Below are 17,693 nucleotides of genomic sequence, written 5' to 3'. Positions count from 1 at the left end.
CCGCTCAGAGGCACATGCCGCGGGCGGTGACCGGCAGCAGGCGTTCCACCACGCCGCCGCGCACCCCGACATACCAGTCGTGAATATTCACCGTCGGGTCGCAGTGGCCCGGCACCAGGCGCAACTTGTCGCCCAGCCGCAGCACGTTGTCCGGGTCCCGGATCACGCCGTGCTCGTCGGAGGCGCCGATGTATTCGATATCGTCGCGACCGAAAACCACGGCCGGCCCGGAATCCACGCTCTGGGCCTTCAGGCCGGCGTCGCAGATAGCCTTGTCGGCCTTGGTCTTGCTCATGACCGTGGTATAGAGGAACAGACTGTTCTCGAAGTCGTCGATCGGCCGGCCGTCGGCCATGGCGATGCGCTGGTAGTCGGCATCCATGAAGATGTACGAGCCGCACTGGAGTTCGTTGTAGACGCCGCTGCCGCCTTCGAATGCGTAGGTGCCGGTACCGGCGCCGCCGACGATGTCGCAGGCGAGTCCGGCCTGCTCCAGGCGCTCGACGGTGTCCCGCGTCCGCGCGATCGCCTCGTCGATGCGCGCCCGCCGTTCGTTGAAGTCGTGCACGTGCTGCGCCTTGCCCTCGTAGGCCTGCAGGCCGGCGAATGCCAGATGCGGTGCGGCATCGATCCGCTCGGCCAGGGCCACGGCCGGCGCCCCCGGGGCGACACCGCAGCGACCGGCGCCGACATCGATCTCCACCAGCACTTCCAGCCTCGCGTCGTAGCGTGCGGCGGCGGCTGCCAGCGCGTCGACGTTCGCGGCGTCATCGGCACAGACCAGTACGCGCGCCTGCCGGGCCATGGCCGCCAGGCGTTCGATCATGTGCGGATTGACCACTTCGTTGGATACGAGCACGTCGCGTACGCCGCCGTGCACGAGGGCCTCGGCCTCGCTGACTTTCTGACAGCACACGCCGACGGCACCCGCCGCCATCTGGTCGTGGGCGATATCGGCGGATTTATGGGTCTTGGCGTGCGCCCGGTGGCGCAGGTCGTGGTCGCGAGTGAAGCGCGCCATGCGCTGGATGTTGCGTTCGTAGGCGTCGAGATCGATGAGCAGGCAGGGCGTATCGATAGCCTCGATGCCTGCGCCGACGTCGGCGGGGATGTTCACGGGCATGAGATCTCCTCGTATGCAGTGGTTTTTCTTGTGATGAAAGCGGGGCTAGACGGGCTGCGTCCACGGCAGCTTGTCGAGATCGACGTTGCCGCCGGTCAGCACCACGCCGACACGCCGGCCGGCGAATACGCTCGGGTTGTTGAGGATGGCGGCCACCGCCACCGCGCTGGAGGGTTCGACGACGATCTTCATGCGCTGCCAGATCAGGCGCATGGCATCCACGATGTCGGTCTCGCTGGCGAGCAGAATGTCGGCGACATGGCGATGGACGAAGTGCCAGGTCAGCGGTCGCAGCGATACCCGCAATCCGTCGGCGACGGTGTCCGGCGCGTCGTCCTCGATGATCCGGCCCGCCCGCAGCGAGCGCCAGGCATCGTCGGCCTGTTCGGGCTCGGCGGCGAAGACCCGCGTCTCCGGGGCGAGGGCGGCGCAGGTCAGTGACGTGCCGCTGATCATGCCGCCACCGCCGATCGGTGCGACCACGGCGTCGAGCCCGCCGGCCTGCTCGAGCAGTTCGCGGGCACAGGTGCCCTGGCCGGCGATCACGCGGGCATCGTTGTAGGGATGCACGAAACTCGCGCCCGATCGCGATACGATCGATTCCAGGGTCCGCTCGCGTGCCTCGAGGCTTGGTTCGCAGGTCACGATTTTGCCGCCGTAGCCGCGGACGGCATCCATCTTGGCTTTCGGCGCCGTGCGTGGCATGACCACGGTGCAGGGAATGCCCCGGCAGGCCGCCGCACGCGACAGCGACAGGGCGTGATTGCCGCTCGAATGCGTCGCCACGCCCCGGGCGGCCGCGGCCTCATCGAGGCTGAACACGGCGTTGGTCGCCCCGCGCGCCTTGAAGGCACCGGCCTTCTGAAAGTTCTCGCATTTGAAGAACAGCTCGGCGCCGCTCATGCGATCGAGCGTCGCGCTGGTCAGCACCGGCGTCCGGTGAATCCAGTCAGCGATCCGCCTGTGTGCGGCCTGGACATCGTCATGGGTCGGTGCGGCGTCGGCGTTGGCGGCGCCGCGGGCCAGGGGCGAATCCATCACGCCACCTCCCGCTTCCAGCGATTGCGGGTCGCGCTGTAGTAGCGCTGGGCCGCAGCGACGCCCGAGCCGAGCTCCACCGGATAGCCGAGATTGACCATCGCCATCTCCGCGGTGGCCAGCCCCGACAGCGCCATGACGTCGGTCATGTCGCCCAGATGGCCGATGCGAAAGACCTTGCCCGCGACTTCCCCCAGGCCGGCGCCGAACGACACGCCGTAGTGCTCGTAGGCGTGGTGCACGAGCGCGTTCGAATCGAAGCCGCGCGGCACCCGAATCGCCGTGACGGTGTCGGAGTAGAGCGCGGGGCGCCGGGCGCACAGGCTCAGGCCCCAGGCGTCGACCGCCCGGCGTACGCCCTCGGCGATGCGATGGTGCCGCGAGAACACGCGCGGCAGCCCCTCGTCCAGCAGCAGCGAGACGCTCTCCGCCAGCCCGTTGATCAGGCCCACCGGCGGGGTATAGGGGAAACTGCCGGCGCGGTTGGCCTCGCGCATCGCCTCCACGTCGAAATAGGCCCGCGGACAGCGGGCATCGCGGCAGGCGGCGATCGCGCGCGGGCTGAACGCCAGGATCGCGAGCCCCGCACCGAGCATGAAGCCTTTCTGCGACCCCGTGACGGCGACGTCCACGCCCCACTCATCCATGCGGAAGTCCATGCTCGCGATCGAGCTCACGCCGTCGACGAACAGCAGGGCCGGGTGGTCGGCCTTGTCCAGCGCGGCCCGCACGGCGGCGATGTCGCTGGTAACACCGGTGGCGGTCTCGTTGTGGCAGGCCAGAACGGCCTTGATCCGATGATCGCTATCCGCAGCCAGAATCCGTGCGTATTCGTCGACGGGCACGCCTTCACCCCACTGGCCCTCGACGGCGTGGACATACAGACCCTGCCGGCGGCACAGGTCGATCCATCGCTGCGAGAACATCCCGTGCCGGGCCGCGAGCACCTCGTCACCCGGCGACAGCGTGTTCGTCACCGCCGTCTCCCAGCCGCCGGTCCCGGTGGCGGGGAACAGCAGCACCTCGCCGAGCTGCGTGCCGAACACCGTCTTCAGATCTTCCAGCAACGGCAGGAAGCGACGGGCGAAATCCGGGGCCCGATGGTCCACGGTCTGCGTGTCCATCGCGTGTCGAAGGCGATCCGGCATGTTCGTCGGCCCCGGGATGAATACGGGATTCTGGGTGCGCATCGGTTCTCCTCGCGTTGTTTTGTTCAACTCTAGAGCCGATGCGATATGTATTCAATCAAATGCTACAATTTGGTACAAATCGAGCGGAAAAATACAAATGTCTGATTTCATGGAAAAACCGCCGACACATGCCGTGCTCGGGCCACGCGCGCGAAAAATTCGGCGGACCAAGACAGGCATCGAACGGCAGCGGCATGAGTGATAGACCTCCAGCGCGCGCCCGCGGTCGCCCCCGTGCGGAACCCGCAAGCGATACGGCGGGTGTCCGCATCAAGGCCCTGGATCGAGGGCTGGCCCTGTTAGAGCGGGTGGCCGAAGAGGGCGCGGCGACGTTGAAGGTGCTCGCGGCGGCCTCGGACATGGCACCGTCGACGGCGCATCGCGTTCTGGAAACGCTGCGCTGCCGTGGCTTGGTCGATTTCGACGCCGCAGCACAGACATGGTCGATCGGGGTCGAGGCCTTCTGCATCGGCCATGCCTATGCGCGCCGCAGCGACTACCTCGAGGCCGGCCGTCAGGCCATGCGGGATTTGACCGACCAGACGGGTGAGACCAGCAACATCGCGGTGATCGAACGGCACGACGTCGTCCACGTCTCGCAGGTCGAGACGCGGGCCCCGATCCGCGCCTTTCTGCCGCCCGGTACACGGGGGCTGCCCCAGGCGTCCGGCATCGGCAAGGCGCTGCTGGCCCATATGCCGCCGGAACGTGCGGAACGGATGCTCGGCGACCAACCCTGGCCGCGGTTCACGGCCAACACGATCACCAGCGCTTCAGAGCTTCACGCCGCGCTGGACGGCATCCGCAGGCGGGGTTGGGCCGTCGACGACGAGGAACGGCATCCGGGCATGCGATGCATTGCCGCGCCGATCTTCAATGTCTTCGAAGAGGCGATTGCGGGACTATCGGTATCCGGACCGACGGCGCGCATCGACGATGCGGCCATCGAACCGCTGGGCGATGCCGTACATGCGGCGGCCGCGCGCGTCACCGCGCATATCGGGGGCCGGCGCCCATCTTCTGGTTGATGCGCGTCCCGTCGTTTCATTGATAGGATACAAAAAAGCGATTTTATTGATACAACGTGGCCGCTTCCGTAATCTGAACCGCGTGGACGCGTAACAGGAGCATCGCAGATGGCAGGAACGAAACGAACCCGTGCCGCGCCGGTCGATCACGCCGCAGCGCTGGAGGGCGAGAGCGGCGGCTCGACCGATCAGGGCATCTATCGCGCCATTGCGGATGCGATATTCGAGCAGCGACTGCCTTCCGGCACCAAGCTCCCGGAAGACAATCTCGGCGAGATCTTTTCCGTGAGCCGGACGGTGGTGCGCAAGGCGCTTTTCCGTCTGGCCAGCGAGAAGCTCGTGGATATTCGCCCCAACCGCGGCGCGATGGTCGCGAGCCCCAGCGTCGAAGAGGCGCGTGAAGTCTTTGCCGCCCGGCGCGTTATCGAGGCCGCCAGCGTCGAGGCCGCGGTGCCGCGCATGACGCCGGAGCATCGCGATCGCCTGGCGCGTCTGGTGGACAAGGATCACGCCGCGCATCAGGACAGCGCGCGCCGCAACTGGATCCGCTATTCCGGCGCCTTTCATCTCGAGATCGCCGACATCGCGGGCAATCAGGTGCTCAAGTCGTTCCTCAAGGAGCTGATCGGACGCACCTCGTTGATCATCGGGCTGTACGAGCCGATGCAGCGCACGGCCTGCACGCACGACGAACACGCCGAGCTGCTGGACATTCTCACCGGCAGCGATGTGGAGGCCGCGGTGACCGCGATGGTCGATCATCTGCGCGCCTGCGAACAGCGGCTGGGGCTGGAGCAGCGCAATCGCGAGATCGATCTGCGCGAGATCTTTTCCACGGATCTCGACAGCACCGCCTGAGGCATGCCGACGGGCGGTTCGCGCCGCGTCGGCTCGCCTGTTTTCGCCGCGCGGCGCTCGGAATGCGGCCTCGAGGACGCCTCTGCCGGAACCGCGCGATCCGATGGGCCGGAAATGCCATCGGCCCGGGGCCGTTGCCGATCCCGCGGCCGGCCCGCGGGCGGTCCCGCACTGACACGATTTTTCACGACACATGAGTACGTCCGAAACCTGTGCGAGCGCCGCGCGTCGGGGCGGACTATCGACGAGGAGCACCAGCGATGAATACCGACGACGGGATTTCGCCCGACTATCCGCGCGACATGGTCGGTTACGGCGCGCATCCGCCGGACCCGCGATGGCCGGGCGGGGCACGCCTGGCCGTCCAGTTCGTGATCAACTACGAGGAGGGCGCGGAGAACAACATCCTCCACGGCGATGCCGCCTCCGAGAGCTTCCTGTCCGAGATGATCGGAACCGACGCCCGCGAGGGCGTGCGCCACATGAGCATGGAATGGCTCTATGAATACGGCAGCCGGGCGGGGTTCTGGCGGCTGTACCGGCTGTTCACCGAGCGCGGCCTGCCCGCCACCGTGTTCGCGGTCGGCATGGCGCTGGAGCGCAATCCGGAGGCCGCACGCGCCATGGTGGCGGCGGATTTCGAGATCGCCGCGCACGGCTGGCGCTGGATCGACTACCAGTATGTCGACGAAGCGACCGAGCGCGAGCATGTCCGGCTGGCGGTCGAATCGATCGAGCGCATGACCGGACAGCGGCCGGTCGGCTGGTACACCGGCCGTTGCGGCCCGAACACGCGGCGGCTCGTCGCCGAGCACGGCGGCTTTCTCTACGACGCCGACTCCTACGCCGACGATCTGCCGTACTGGGAGCGGGTCGACGGCGCGCCGCAGCTGATCGTGCCCTATACGCTCGACGTCAACGACATGCGCTTCGTCGCGCCCCAGGGATTCAACTCGGGCGACCAGTTCTACGCCTATCTGAAGGACACGTTCGACACGCTCTACGCCGAGGGCGAGACCGCGCCCAAGATGATGTCGGTCGGGCTGCACGGGCGCGTGGCCGGCCATCCCGGCCGAGCCGCCGCGCTCGCGCGTTTTCTCGATTACGTGCGGTCACACGCGGGCGTCTGGATCGCCCGACGCGACCAGATCGCGCGCCATTGGCGCGCGGAGCATCCCTACGCCGGTTGATCGAGGGGGAACGCCGGGCCGGCGAGGGCCTCCAGCCGGAAACGGGCGATGCGGTGGATCTCGTCCAGCGCGCGCCGGCGCTCGACCTCGGGTGTGTTTTCGAGGCGCTGGGCCATCGCCTGGAGGATGTCCTCCCGCGTCAGTCCCTTGACCGCGACGACGAAAGGAAAGCCGAAGGTCTCGGTATAGGCCGTATTCAGCGACTGCAGTCGATCGTATTCGGCCGGGGTGCAGGCATCGAGCCCGGCGCCGGCCTGTTCGCGAGCGGACTCGGGGGTCAGCTCGCCCGCGAGTCCGGCACGCCCGCCGAGATCGGGATGGGCGCGAATCAGGCGTAGCTGGGCCTCGGTATCCGCGGCTTCGACTTCAGCGGCCAGGGCGCCCGCGAGGGCGTCGACGGCGTCGTGCTCGCGGCCCAGGCCGCGCTGCCATGTGCAGCGCGCCACCCATGGTGAATGCTCGTAGATCGCGCCGAAATGCGCGACGAAACACGCTTCATCCATGGTGCTGGGCGCCGGGATGGCGCCGGACGTCGGCTGCGTCATGCGAAATCTCCTTTGGTTTTGCGGATCGGCGACACAGTGGTTGCCGCCAATATGTATCCAATTTGATATACGATTGTATCTCACAGATCGTTTGACGTGTATTCATAAACGCGATACGACTTGTAACGAATATCCCGCTCCCGTTGTGCGAATCCGTGTCGCGCGGATCCAACACGAGCATCGACGGACGCGCAGAAGAGACCTCACCAATGAACAGCCGGGCCGAAACGCATGTAATCGAGGCGGAGCCGCTCACGGCATCGGCATTCGCGCCCTATGGCGACGTGATCGAGACGGCCGGCCACGAGGCGGTGCCGATGAATCAGGGCTGGGCGCGGCGGTATCACGATCTGGCGGATGTCGATGTCACCGATCAACAGGGCCGGGTTCAGATCAGCCTCGCGCATGTGCAGGCGGAAGAGTCACCGGTGGCACTACGCCTGCTGGAGCGGCATCCGCTGGGCAGTCAGATCTTCATGCCGCTGTCGGGCCACCCGTTTCTGGTCGTGGTCGCGGGTGGACGGGAGGCGCCGCCGCGCGATGCCCTGCGCGCTTTCGTGGGCGGCTACGGCCAGGGCGTGAACTACCACAAGGGCATCTGGCATCACCCCATGATCGCGCTCGAAGCCGACGCCGACTTTCTGATCGTGGATCGTCAGGGCCCCGGCGCGAACTGCGAGGAGATCCCCATCCCGGACGGCCCCGTCGAGATCCATCGGGCGGCACGGCCGTGACCCGCGGCCCGCGCGCAATGGGCTTGGTTTTCAGACCGCGAGGTCGTTCGGACCGGCGGATCGGCCGCCTGGCAGCGGTCGTCCGGCGACTCGCAACCGTCGCGCCCCACCCGCCGGCGCATAGCCCCCGGTGGATTGTCCGGAGCCACGCATGCGCATTCTCGTAGTCAACGTGAACACCACCGAGTCGATGACCGGCGCGATCGGGCGGCAGGCGGCCGCGGTCGCGGCCCCCGGCACCGACATCGTGCCGCTCACCCCGGATTTCGGCGCGGAGTCGGTGGAAGGCAACTACGAAAGCCACCTGGCAGCGGTCGCGGTCATGGAGGCGGTGCGGGCCTTTCCCGAGCCGTTCGATGCGGTGATCCAGGCGGGTTACGGCGAACACGGTCGAGAAGGATTACAGGAACTGCTCGACGTGCCGGTGGTGGATATCACCGAAGCGGCCGCCAGCACGGCGCAGTTTCTCGGCCGTCGCTATTCGGTCGTGACCACCCTGGAACGCGCGGTGCCGCTGATCGAGGATCGCCTCACGCTCGCGGGCCTGGCGGCCCGCTGTGCCTCGGTACGCGCGACCGGCCGGGGGGTGCTCGACCTGGAACGCGATCCCGCCGCGGCGATCGAGGCCATCGTCGCCTGCTGCGAGGACGTCGTCGCTCGGGATCGTGCCGAGGTGGTCTGTCTCGGCTGCGCCGGCATGGCGGATCTGCAGGCGCGGGTGGTCGCGCGCGTCGGCGTCCCCGTGGTCGACGGCGTCGCCGCCGCGGTGACCGTGGCGGAGTCGCTGGTCCGGCTGGGTCTGCGCACGTCCAAGGCAGGCGCGTTTGCGCCGCCGCGCCCAAAACACTTCAAGAATTGGCCGCCGGGACGTCCGGCGTCCAGTAGCTGACCGCCACGTGTCCGTACACGAAGAAATAGAGGGCCTGCGGTCAAGAAGGTCGGCCGTGTGCATGGCGGTCGATCATGACAAGACACGCGAGGAGGAGAGCTGATGTCATCGAAGCGATCGGACGCACCGCCGAACGAGGCCGCCTGCGCCGCCGACCAGAAACTGCCCCTGCACGAGCTCGTTCTGACGGGGCTGCAGCATGTGCTCGTCATGTACGCCGGCTCGGTCGCCGTCGCGCTCATCGTCGGCTATGCCCTGGAACTGCCGCGCAGCGAGATCTCCTATCTGATCATGGCGGATCTGCTCTGCGCGGGCGTGGGCACGCTGATCCAGTCGCTCGGCGTCTCGATGGTCGGCATCCGCATGCCGGTGGTCATGGGCTCGAGCTTCGTGACCGTGGGTCCGATGGTGGCCATGGCCTCGGGCGGCCAGATCGGCATCGCCGGCATCTTCGGCGCCACGTTCGCTTCGGGGGTGTTCGGCCTGCTGCTGGTGCCTTACTTCACGCGTCTGCTGAAGTTCTTCCCGCCGCTGGTCACGGGCACGGTCATCACCTCGATCGGTCTGTCACTGCTGCCGGTCGGGATCAATTGGGCGGGCGGCGGCGCCAATGCCGAGAACTTCGGAGCGCCGATCCATCTCGGCCTGGCGCTGTTCGTGCTCGCCGTGATCCTGCTGATCAACCGCTTCGGTCGCGGCATGTGGGTCAATGTCTCCGTGCTGCTCGGGCTCGGCATCGGCTATATCGCCGCGGCGCTGTTGGGGCAGGTGGATCTCGCGGGGCTGGATGGCCGCAACTGGATGGAGGTGGTCACGCCGCTGCATTTCGGCATGCTCGAATTCCCGATCTCCGGCGTGCTGGCCATGTGCATCATCATGGTGGTGACGCTGGTCGAATCCACCGGCATGTTCCTGGCGCTCGGCGAAATGGTGGGCAAACCGGTCGATCGACGCCGGCTCAGCCGCGGCCTCTACGGCGACGGGGCGGCCACGCTCATATCCGGCGTGTTCAACGGCTTTCCGCATACGTCGTTCTCGCAGAACATCGGGCTCGTCGGCATGACCGGCGTCACCAGCCGCTATGTCACCGTCGTCTCGGGCGTCATCCTGCTGCTGCTGAGCCTGTTCCCCAAGGCGGCGTTCGTCGTCGCCTCGATACCCAAGCCGGTGCTGGGCGGCGCCGGCCTGGTGATGTTCGGCATGGTGGCCGCGGCCGGTCTGAACATCCTTAGCAAGACCGATCTGTCGCAGCGGAACAACCAGCTCGTGATCGCGGTGTCGCTCGGTTGCGGGATGATCCCGCTGGCGGCCCCCGACTTCTTCACCGCGCTGCCGCAGTGGACCACGCCGATCGTGCACAGCGGCATCCTTCTGACATCCGTGGCGGCCGTGGTCACCAACCGCGCGCTCAACGGCCGCACCGACGATATCGACGCGGCCGCGGAACGCGCCGAACTCGAATCCGCGGCCGAGGACCAGGCCGAGGCCACGACGCCGGAACACGGCTCGCCGGGCCCCCGTTGATGCCGCCAAACACTGCACAGGAGCCTTGATCGATGGGTTATCTCACGACGCATGTACTCGATACCGCCAACGGCTGCCCGGGCGCGGGTATCGACCTCACGCTGCGGCGTCTCGCGCCCGGCGATGCCGCCGTCCTCGTCGAACGCACGACCAACGCCGACGGCCGCTGCGACACGCCCCTGCTCGAGGGCGCCGAATTCACCGCCGGCCGCTACGAACTGATCTTTCGGGTCGGCGCCTACTTCGCACAGCGGCGGGAGGCGCTCGACGATCCTGCGTTTCTCGACGAGATCGTCATTCGTTTCGGCATCGCCCACGAAGATGAGCATTACCACGTGCCGCTGCTGGTCTCGCCCTACGGCTACAGCACTTATCGTGGCAGCTAGTATTTCCGACCGCGAGAACAACCTATGGCAACGACGCTGATCCGCAACGCCTCGGTGATCGCCACCTGCGACGACGCCGACCGGCTGTTCCAGGACGCCGACATCCGCATCCGCGACAATCGCATCGAGGCGATCGGCGCGGATGTCGCGGGCGAGGGCCCGGTCGACGAGGTGATCGACGCGAGCGGCCATATCCTGATTCCGGGCATGGTCAACACGCATCATCATTTCTATCAGACGCTGACCCGCAATCTGCCGGCGGGCCAGGACAGCAATCTGTTCAACTGGCTGGTCGCCCACTACCCGATCTGGGCACGCATGGACGGGCGCGCGATCGAGATCGCGACCCGTGTGGCGATCGCCGAACTGATGCTCTCGGGATGCACCACCGCCGCGGATCACACCTATATCTGGCCCAACGGCGCACGCATCGACGATCAGATCGCCGCCGCGGCGGCGATGGGGTTTCGCTTTCATGCCTCGCGCGGGTCGATGTCGGTGGGCGAGAGCGCCGGCGGGCTGCCTCCGGACCACGCGGTCGAGGACGAAGAATTCATCCTCGAGGACTCGCAGCGCGTGATCGAGACCCATCACGACGACCGCGACGGGGCGATGACGCGGATCGTGCTGGCGCCGTGCTCGCCGTTCTCGGTGTCGACCGATCTCATGCGCGAGACCGCGCGTCTGGGCCGCGCCTACGGCGTGGACATGCACACCCATCTGGCCGAAACCCGCGACGAAGAGGACTACTGTCGCGCCCAGTTCGGCCAGACCCCGGTGGAATATGCGGAGGCCAACGACTGGGTCGGCGACGATGTCTGGTTCGCGCACATGGTGCATCCGCATGCCGCTGAGATCGATCGGCTGGGGGCCCATCGCTGCGGCGTCGCCCACTGCCCGAGCTCCAACATGCGTCTGGCCTCCGGCATCGCACCGGTCAAGGCCCTGCAGCAGGCCGGTGCCCGGGTCGGGCTGGGCGTCGACGGCTCGGCGTCCAACGATTCGTCGCACATGCTCAGCGAGGCGCGCCAGGCGATGCTGCTGCAGCGTCTGGCCAACGGGCCGGATGCGCTCTCGGCCCGCGATACGCTGCGGCTGGCCACGCGCGGCGGCGCCGAAGTGCTCGGACGCGGCGATATCGGCCAGCTCGCCCCGGGCATGGCCGCCGACATCGTCGGCTATCGGCTGGACAGTCTGCCGCTGGCCGGCGGCGCCGTTCACGACCCGCTGGCCGCGCTTGTCTTCTGCCTGCCGCCGCGCGTGGATCTCAGTCTCATCAACGGCCGGCTGCGCGTGCATCGGGGTGAACTGCTGGGCGTGGATCTGCCGGCGCTCGTACGCGAACACAACGCCATCGCGACACGGCTGGTCGACGGCTAGGCGCAAGCGCAGGAGATGTTTTCAGTGGATCAGGACAGACAGCCCGCAACGGCCATCGGAGGGCCGAACCGATGACGACCTTCGACGCTTCCCGCAGACAGTTCCTCAAGCGATCGGTGATCGCCGGGGTGAGTGTCTACGTGGCCAATCTCGGCAGCCCGGCGTTCGCCTCGCTGTTCGAGGACAAGGTGCTGGCGCCGACCGACAACGTCTGGCGCGCGGGCGAGGGCATGCGGTTCCGCCTGGACGGCATCGCCAAGGTGACCGGCTCCAAGGTATTCGCCCGCGACATCCGCGCCCGGGACATGCCGCACTGGCCCGATCAGCAGTCCCACGCCTTCATTCTGCGCGCGACGCGCTGCGACGCCCGCTTCACGGGCATCGACCTGTCCGCCCTCGAAGACGCCGGCCTCGAACCGGACCGCGTGGTCACGGCGCAGGACATGGCGCGCGACGGCATCGAGGTGCCGGCCTTCTACGACGCGCCGTTCTTCCTTTCTGAAGGCGAGACGGCCGACTATCTGGGCTATCCGGTCGCGATGCTGATCTACCACGATTTCGTGCGCTACCGCCTGGCCAAGAACCGCATTCGCTCCGCCGATGAGGCGGTCGTCTACGGCGAGGCTACCGGCTACCCGGAAAAGCCGCCCTACGGCGCCTTCCGCTATATCCGCGTGGGCGGCGAGGACGCCTATGCGCCCGACGTGTTCTCGGCCCTGCAGGAGACGGTGCTCTACCCGGACTTTCGCAAGCGTCACCCGGTATGGCCCGAGGCGCTGGAGAACGGCAAGGACGGCGAGCGCGCCATGCATCACGCGCAGCAGCTGGCCGATCAGCTCGATTCGCCGGACGAGGACGTCTTCGTCTTCGACGGTGAGTATCAAACGCCCTACATCGACCATTTCGCCATGGAGGCGGACAACACCAACGCCTGGCACGACCCGGACACGCACGACGTGCATCTGGTCTGCGGCAGCCAGTCCCCGGCGGACATGGTCAAGCGCATGACGCCGATGCTGTCGGATTCCGGCTTCGAGTCGCCGCGCTTTTTCCTGCACCCGACCTACACGGTCGGTTACGGCTCGAAGGACAACACGATCTTTCCCTACTACGGCCTGATCGCCGCGCTCTACGGCGACGGCCGGCCGGTGCGGCTGGCCAACGATCGTTTCGAACAGTTCCAGTCCACGATGAAGCGGCATCCGTTCACGATCCGCAATCGGCTGGCAGTCGAGCGTGACAGCGGCCGGTTCCGGGTCTTCAAGCAGGAATTGACCGCCAACGGCGGCGGCCGGGCGAATTTCTCCAACTCGGTGGCGTTCGTCGGCACCACGGCCGCGCAGGGCATCTACTACATGCCGAGCAGCGATCTCATCGCCAAGGCGGCGTATTCGCGCATGCCCGAGGCCGGCTCCATGCGCGGCTACGGCACCATCCAGACCATGGCGGCGACCGAACTCATGGTCGACGAGATCGCGGCCGCCATCGGCAAGGATCCGATGGCGCTGCGGCGCGCGAACGTCTTCAAGTCGGGCATGAAGAACACCCAGGGGGCGATTCCCGCCGGTCACCTGCGCGGCGACGAGATTCTCGAGCGCGCCGAAAAGCACCCGATCTGGCGCGAGCGCAACGCGCGCAAGCGCGAATACGAGGCCGCCCACCCGCAGCATCGCTACGGCGTGGGCTTCGCCTGCGTTCAGAAGGACTTCGGACACGGCGCCGAGGGCGTGTTCTCGGAGGTGCGGCTGCGGCCCGACGGCCGGATCGAGATCCGCAACACCGGCGCCGAGATGGGCACCGGCTATTCCACCAGTCAGGCGGCCGTGGTTTCGGCCTGGCTGGGTCGCGCGGCCGACGTGGTGCAGACGGCCCAGACCGACTGGTCCGATCTCGCGATGTTCGAGACCGCCAGTCCGTACACGATCAGTCAGTCCGAGCAGGACGAGGCGGCCGGGGACCCGCGCTGGACGCCGCAGCTGATCCAGGCGTCGAGCGCGAGCAACTCCGCCTATTATCTGTCGTTTCCGACCATTGAAGCCGCGCGGGTGATATTCCGCCACGCGCTCTGGCCGGAAGCCGAGGCGTACTGGCGCCGCGGCATCGGCGGCGGCCAGGCCCGACCCTATGTCCTGCGCGAGGCCGACGCGCGCTGGGAGAACGGCAAGCTGACGGCCAACGGCATGGAACCGTTGTCACTGACGTTTCTGGCCGAGCGCGCCCACGCCGCCGGCCGCGTGACCGGCGTGATGGCGCACGCCTTCAACCGCTGGGCCTGGTCGCGAGCGGATTTCGATATCGACGGCACGAGCGACAATCTGCCGCTCGACGGACTGGCGGTGCAGTACGGCCGTGGCGCCGGACCCGACAAGAAAGCTGCGATGGACACCGCGCGCGGCTTTCATCGGCTCGAGCGGCGCAACGTCGACTATCCGTCGACCCAGCGCAACAACGCCGGGGTGACCTATTACAGCGCCTGCGGAACGCTGGTCGAACTGGCGGTTCATACCGGCACCGGCGAAGTGAGCCTGCTCGACCACCACTCGTTTCTCGAATGCGGCAATCCGATCGTGGAGGAACTGGTCCACGGCCAGCTCGAAGGCGGGCTGGCCATGGGTATCGGCCACGCGCTGTACGAGGACATGCCGCTCTACGAGGACGGGCCGGGCAACGGCACCTGGAACATCAACCGCTACCACATCCCGCGCGCCAGCGAAGTCGCGGTCTGGAAGCAGACGGCCGAGATTCTGCCGGCGCTGTCGCGTACCGACCCGCCGAAGGGCATCGCGGAGGTGGTGATGATCCCCGTCGCCGGCGCCATCGGCAACGCCGTGGCGCACGCCATCAATCATCATTTTCATCGGCTGCCGATCACGCCCGAGCGTATCCGGGAGGTTCTGTGAGCGAACGCGATCGTATTCCCAGCACACCGCTGCACGTCACCATCAACGGCCGCCGCCAACCCGTGGAGGACGTGCCCAACGAACTGATGATGCTCGATTACCTGCACGAGTATCGCAACCTCACGGGGACACGCTATGGCTGCGGTATCGGCCTGTGCCGCGCCTGCACGGTGATCGTCGATCATGAGGACGGCACCAGCGAGGAACGGCGCACCTGCATCACGGGCGCGCATTTCTTCGAAGGCAAGTCCATCCGCACGGTCGAGGGCCACGCCGAGCGCGATGAGGACGGCGAAATCGCTTCGCTGTCGGAAGTCCAGCAGCAGTTTCTCGAGCATTTCTCGTTTCAGTGCAGCTATTGCGCTCCGGGTTTCGTCAACGCCGCGACCGTGCTCGTGGAACGGCTGCAGCGCGAACCCGTCGCGCGCGAGGCGCTCGAAGACACGATCAGCGACGCGCTCGAGGATCACCTGTGCCGCTGTACCGGCTATGTGCGCTACTACCGCGCCGTGCGCGACGCCGTGCTCGCCACCCCCGGTACCATCAAGGAGGGCTGATCATGCGACGCGTACTGCTTATGGCCGGGTTGCTGGTCGCCGCCACGGGCGTCGCGCGAGCCGCCGACCCCGGTGCCGACACGGACCGCGTCGAGCGCGGACGCTATCTCGCCCGGGCCGCCGACTGCGCGGCCTGCCACACGAGCGAGGGCGGCACGCCGTATGCGGGCGGGCATCCGATCGAGACGCCCTTCGGCACGGTCTACGGCACCAACATCACGCCGGACGACGACTATGGCATCGGCGATTATTCCGCCGACGATTTCCATCGCGCGCTCACCGAGGGCGAGCTCCCGGACGGCACCCAGCTCTATCCGGCCATGCCGTACACCGATTACCACGGCATCAGCCGCGCCGACTCGGACGCGCTCTACGCCTATTTCATGAGTCTCGACCCGGTGCATCAGCAGTCCACGCAGACGGATCTTGCCTGGCCGTTCTCCATGCGCTGGACGCTCAATGCCTGGAACTGGCTGTTCGCCCCGGACGATTCGGATGACTCGGATGACTCGGACGATTCGACCGCCGATCGCGGGCGATATCTCGTCGACACCCTCGGCCACTGCGGCGCCTGCCATACGCCGCGCAACGCCTTCGGCGCGGTCGAATCCGACCACCGACTCGAGGGCGCGGTGATCGGCGGCTACGAAGCGCCCGCGCTCACCCCGGATGCGTTGGCCGGCCGCGGCTGGACGGCGTCCGATCTGACGCGTTTTCTGCGCGATGGCCGCAGCCCGCAGGGCAGCATGTACAGCGAGATGTATCCGGTGTTCCACCACAGCACCCGCTACCTCCGCGAGGACGACCTGAGCGCCATGACCCGCGCGCTGCTGGGCGACGACCCGCCGGAGCCGACGCCGCTGGCCGCCAAGTCGTCGACCATGGACGGGCAGGGCGCGCAGCTCTATCTCGACAACTGTGCCGGCTGCCACGGCAGCGACGGGCGCGGCGTGGCCCAGGTGGCCAGCGCCATGCCCGGCAACACCACGCTGCGACTGGACAGCCCACGCAATCTGGTCAAGGTCATCCACGAGGGCATCGAGGCGCGTTCCTTCGGCACCTTTGAACGCGTACAGGCCATGCCGGGCTTCGCGGACGACATGGATGCCGATCAGATCGCCGCGCTGGCCACCTGGCTGCGGCAGCGATGGGGCGGGCACGACGACACGGTCGATACGGCCGCGGTGGAGGACATCATCGGCGCGAGCAGCGACTGAAGCGACACGGTGACGACCGTGCCCGGGATCACAGAACACTGCGGCGCCCGCCGGCGCGGGCCACCCGGCGCGCGATAGCGGAACCGGGGCGGGACGGCCGAGCGTCCCCGCTCCAGGGTGTCTAGTCGTCCGCCCCTTGGCCGCTCTCGGCCCGAGCGGGGTCGTCGCTGCCACCGGTGGCTTCCCACGGCGGCACCGGGGTGAACACATCGACCAGGAAGTCCACGAAGGCACGCACCTTGGTCGACAGATGCCGCCGGTGCGGATAGAGAATATAAAAGGCGGAATAGTCGTGGCGATAGTCCGGTAGCACGGGCACCAGTCGTCCGGCTTCGATGTCCGGTGCGACCAGCCAGGTCGACAGCCGCGCCACGCCCAGGCCGGCCAGCGCCGCGCCATAGAGCCCGTCCACCGTATTCGCTCGGAAATTGCCGTGCACGCGCAGCACGCGGTGCCCCTGGTCGGCGTCCTCGAACGCCCAGTCGTTGAACTCGTCGAGCGCGGACAGCGTGAGGCAGTTGTGCGCGCGCAGATCCTCCGGCCGCTGCGGCATGCCGTGATGCCGGATGTAACGCGGTGCCGCACAGATGATGCGTCGGTTTACGCACAGCTTGCGCGCGACGATATCGGGATCGTCCACCTGTTCCCGCCACTGGACGGCGACATCGATGCCGTCCTCGACCAGGTCGACGTGGCGGTCCGTCAGCTCGCATTCGATCGACAGTTCCGGATGACGGCGCATGAAGGCGTCGATGCGCGGCAGGATCTCCACGCGTCCGAACGACACCGTGGCGGCAATCCGCAACGTGCCGCGCGGCTCGGCGTTGAGCGCGGTGGTGGCCGCTTCGGCGTCGGCGATCTCGTCGAGTATCCGTATGCAGCGCTCGTGATAGGCGCGGCCGGCTTCGGTGAGCGTGACCCGACGCGTCGAGCGATAGAACAGCTGTACGCCCAGCGATTCCTCCAGTCGCGCGATCTGCTTGCTCACGGCCGACGGCGACATTTCAAGCGCCCGGGCACCGGCCGAAAAACCACGCGCCTCGACCACGCGCGCGAACACGGTCATCGCGATCAGCTTATCCAACCGATTCTCTCCGCTTGTGCCGTGCGCGCAAAAGCGCATTTCCCGCCAGC

16 protein-coding genes are annotated in these 17,693 nt (G+C 67.4%); 11 read left to right on the top strand and 5 right to left on the bottom strand.

The window, feature by feature from the left end; all coding sequences use genetic code 11:
* Positions 1 to 4 precede the first annotated feature (4 nt).
* The 3 genes from SAOR_RS11505 to bhcA are packed head-to-tail and all read right to left on the bottom strand — an operon-like array spanning position 5 to position 3,351.
* Positions 5 to 1,123 (bottom strand): DSD1 family PLP-dependent enzyme, encoded by a 1,119-nt coding sequence (locus tag SAOR_RS11505; RefSeq protein WP_123631543.1) that lies wholly within the window; start codon positions 1,121 to 1,123, stop codon positions 5 to 7.
* Between the two features lie 45 nt (positions 1,124 to 1,168).
* Positions 1,169 to 2,161, bottom strand: coding sequence for a beta-hydroxyaspartate dehydratase BhcB (gene bhcB / locus SAOR_RS11500; protein WP_123631542.1), 993 nt, complete (start codon positions 2,159 to 2,161; stop codon positions 1,169 to 1,171).
* Positions 2,161 to 3,351 (bottom strand): L-aspartate--glyoxylate aminotransferase BhcA, encoded by a 1,191-nt coding sequence (gene bhcA / locus SAOR_RS11495; protein ID WP_123631541.1) that lies wholly within the window; start codon positions 3,349 to 3,351, stop codon positions 2,161 to 2,163. Before bhcA ends, bhcB begins: the two co-directional genes overlap by 1 nt.
* A 38-nt stretch (positions 3,352 to 3,389) precedes the next feature.
* On the opposite strand from bhcA, the gene SAOR_RS11490 reads away from it, so the two are divergent.
* From SAOR_RS11490 to puuE, 3 genes are all read left to right on the top strand, one after another.
* The gene (locus SAOR_RS11490) at positions 3,390 to 4,379 is read left to right on the top strand and encodes an IclR family transcriptional regulator (protein WP_221179967.1); all 990 of its coding nucleotides are present in this window, start codon (positions 3,390 to 3,392) and stop codon (positions 4,377 to 4,379) included.
* Between the two features lie 108 nt (positions 4,380 to 4,487).
* Complete coding sequence (locus SAOR_RS11485) at positions 4,488 to 5,237, top strand: GntR family transcriptional regulator (RefSeq protein ID WP_123591745.1); 750 nt, start codon at positions 4,488 to 4,490, stop codon at positions 5,235 to 5,237.
* Positions 5,238 to 5,497: 260 nt separating this feature from the next.
* Entirely contained in the window at positions 5,498 to 6,427 is a 930-nt protein-coding gene (gene puuE / locus SAOR_RS11480) for an allantoinase PuuE (RefSeq protein WP_185015658.1), read from the top strand.
* On the opposite strand, the gene uraD is transcribed toward puuE, so the two are convergent.
* Positions 6,415 to 6,972 (bottom strand): 2-oxo-4-hydroxy-4-carboxy-5-ureidoimidazoline decarboxylase, encoded by a 558-nt coding sequence (gene uraD, locus SAOR_RS11475; protein ID WP_123631540.1) that lies wholly within the window; start codon positions 6,970 to 6,972, stop codon positions 6,415 to 6,417. The genes puuE and uraD overlap by 13 nt on opposite strands.
* Positions 6,973 to 7,181: 209 nt before the next feature.
* Between uraD and SAOR_RS11470 the strand changes: the two genes are divergently transcribed.
* The 8 genes from SAOR_RS11470 (at position 7,182) to SAOR_RS11435 (ending at position 16,559) form a co-directional block, all read left to right on the top strand.
* A complete protein-coding gene (locus SAOR_RS11470; RefSeq protein WP_123631539.1) occupies positions 7,182 to 7,706 on the top strand; it encodes an ureidoglycolate lyase in 525 nt (174 codons plus the stop codon).
* Between the two features lie 151 nt (positions 7,707 to 7,857).
* Positions 7,858 to 8,595: an aspartate/glutamate racemase family protein gene (locus SAOR_RS11465; protein ID WP_123631538.1), complete on the top strand. Its 738-nt coding sequence runs from the start codon at positions 7,858 to 7,860 to the stop codon at positions 8,593 to 8,595.
* Positions 8,596 to 8,697: 102 nt separating this feature from the next.
* On the top strand, positions 8,698 to 10,119 hold the full coding sequence (locus SAOR_RS11460; protein ID WP_123631537.1) for a nucleobase:cation symporter-2 family protein: 1,422 nt from the start codon (positions 8,698 to 8,700) through the stop codon (positions 10,117 to 10,119).
* Positions 10,120 to 10,151: 32 nt separating this feature from the next.
* A complete protein-coding gene (gene uraH / locus SAOR_RS11455) occupies positions 10,152 to 10,505 on the top strand; it encodes a hydroxyisourate hydrolase (RefSeq protein ID WP_123631536.1) in 354 nt (117 codons plus the stop codon).
* A gap of 24 nt (positions 10,506 to 10,529) precedes the next feature.
* Positions 10,530 to 11,885: an 8-oxoguanine deaminase gene (locus tag SAOR_RS11450; protein ID WP_123631535.1), complete on the top strand. Its 1,356-nt coding sequence runs from the start codon at positions 10,530 to 10,532 to the stop codon at positions 11,883 to 11,885.
* Between the two features lie 71 nt (positions 11,886 to 11,956).
* Positions 11,957 to 14,785 (top strand): xanthine dehydrogenase family protein molybdopterin-binding subunit, encoded by a 2,829-nt coding sequence (locus tag SAOR_RS16950; RefSeq protein ID WP_123631534.1) that lies wholly within the window; start codon positions 11,957 to 11,959, stop codon positions 14,783 to 14,785.
* Complete coding sequence (locus SAOR_RS16945; protein WP_184947673.1) at positions 14,782 to 15,342, top strand: (2Fe-2S)-binding protein; 561 nt, start codon at positions 14,782 to 14,784, stop codon at positions 15,340 to 15,342. Before SAOR_RS16950 ends, SAOR_RS16945 begins: the two co-directional genes overlap by 4 nt.
* A gap of 2 nt (positions 15,343 to 15,344) precedes the next feature.
* Positions 15,345 to 16,559, top strand: coding sequence for a cytochrome c (locus SAOR_RS11435; RefSeq protein ID WP_123631532.1), 1,215 nt, complete (start codon positions 15,345 to 15,347; stop codon positions 16,557 to 16,559).
* Positions 16,560 to 16,680: 121 nt separating this feature from the next.
* Here the strand turns inward: SAOR_RS11435 and SAOR_RS11430 are convergent, their stop codons facing one another.
* Entirely contained in the window at positions 16,681 to 17,643 is a 963-nt protein-coding gene (locus SAOR_RS11430; RefSeq protein WP_123631531.1) for a LysR family transcriptional regulator, read from the bottom strand.
* Between the last annotated feature and the right edge of the window lie 50 nt (positions 17,644 to 17,693).

This window comes from Salinisphaera orenii subsp. orenii MK-B5, from assembly GCF_003788635.1.
In the GTDB taxonomy this organism is placed as follows: domain Bacteria; phylum Pseudomonadota; class Gammaproteobacteria; order Nevskiales; family Salinisphaeraceae; genus Salinisphaera; species Salinisphaera orenii.
This window is presented reverse-complemented; position numbering and strand designations above follow the sequence as displayed.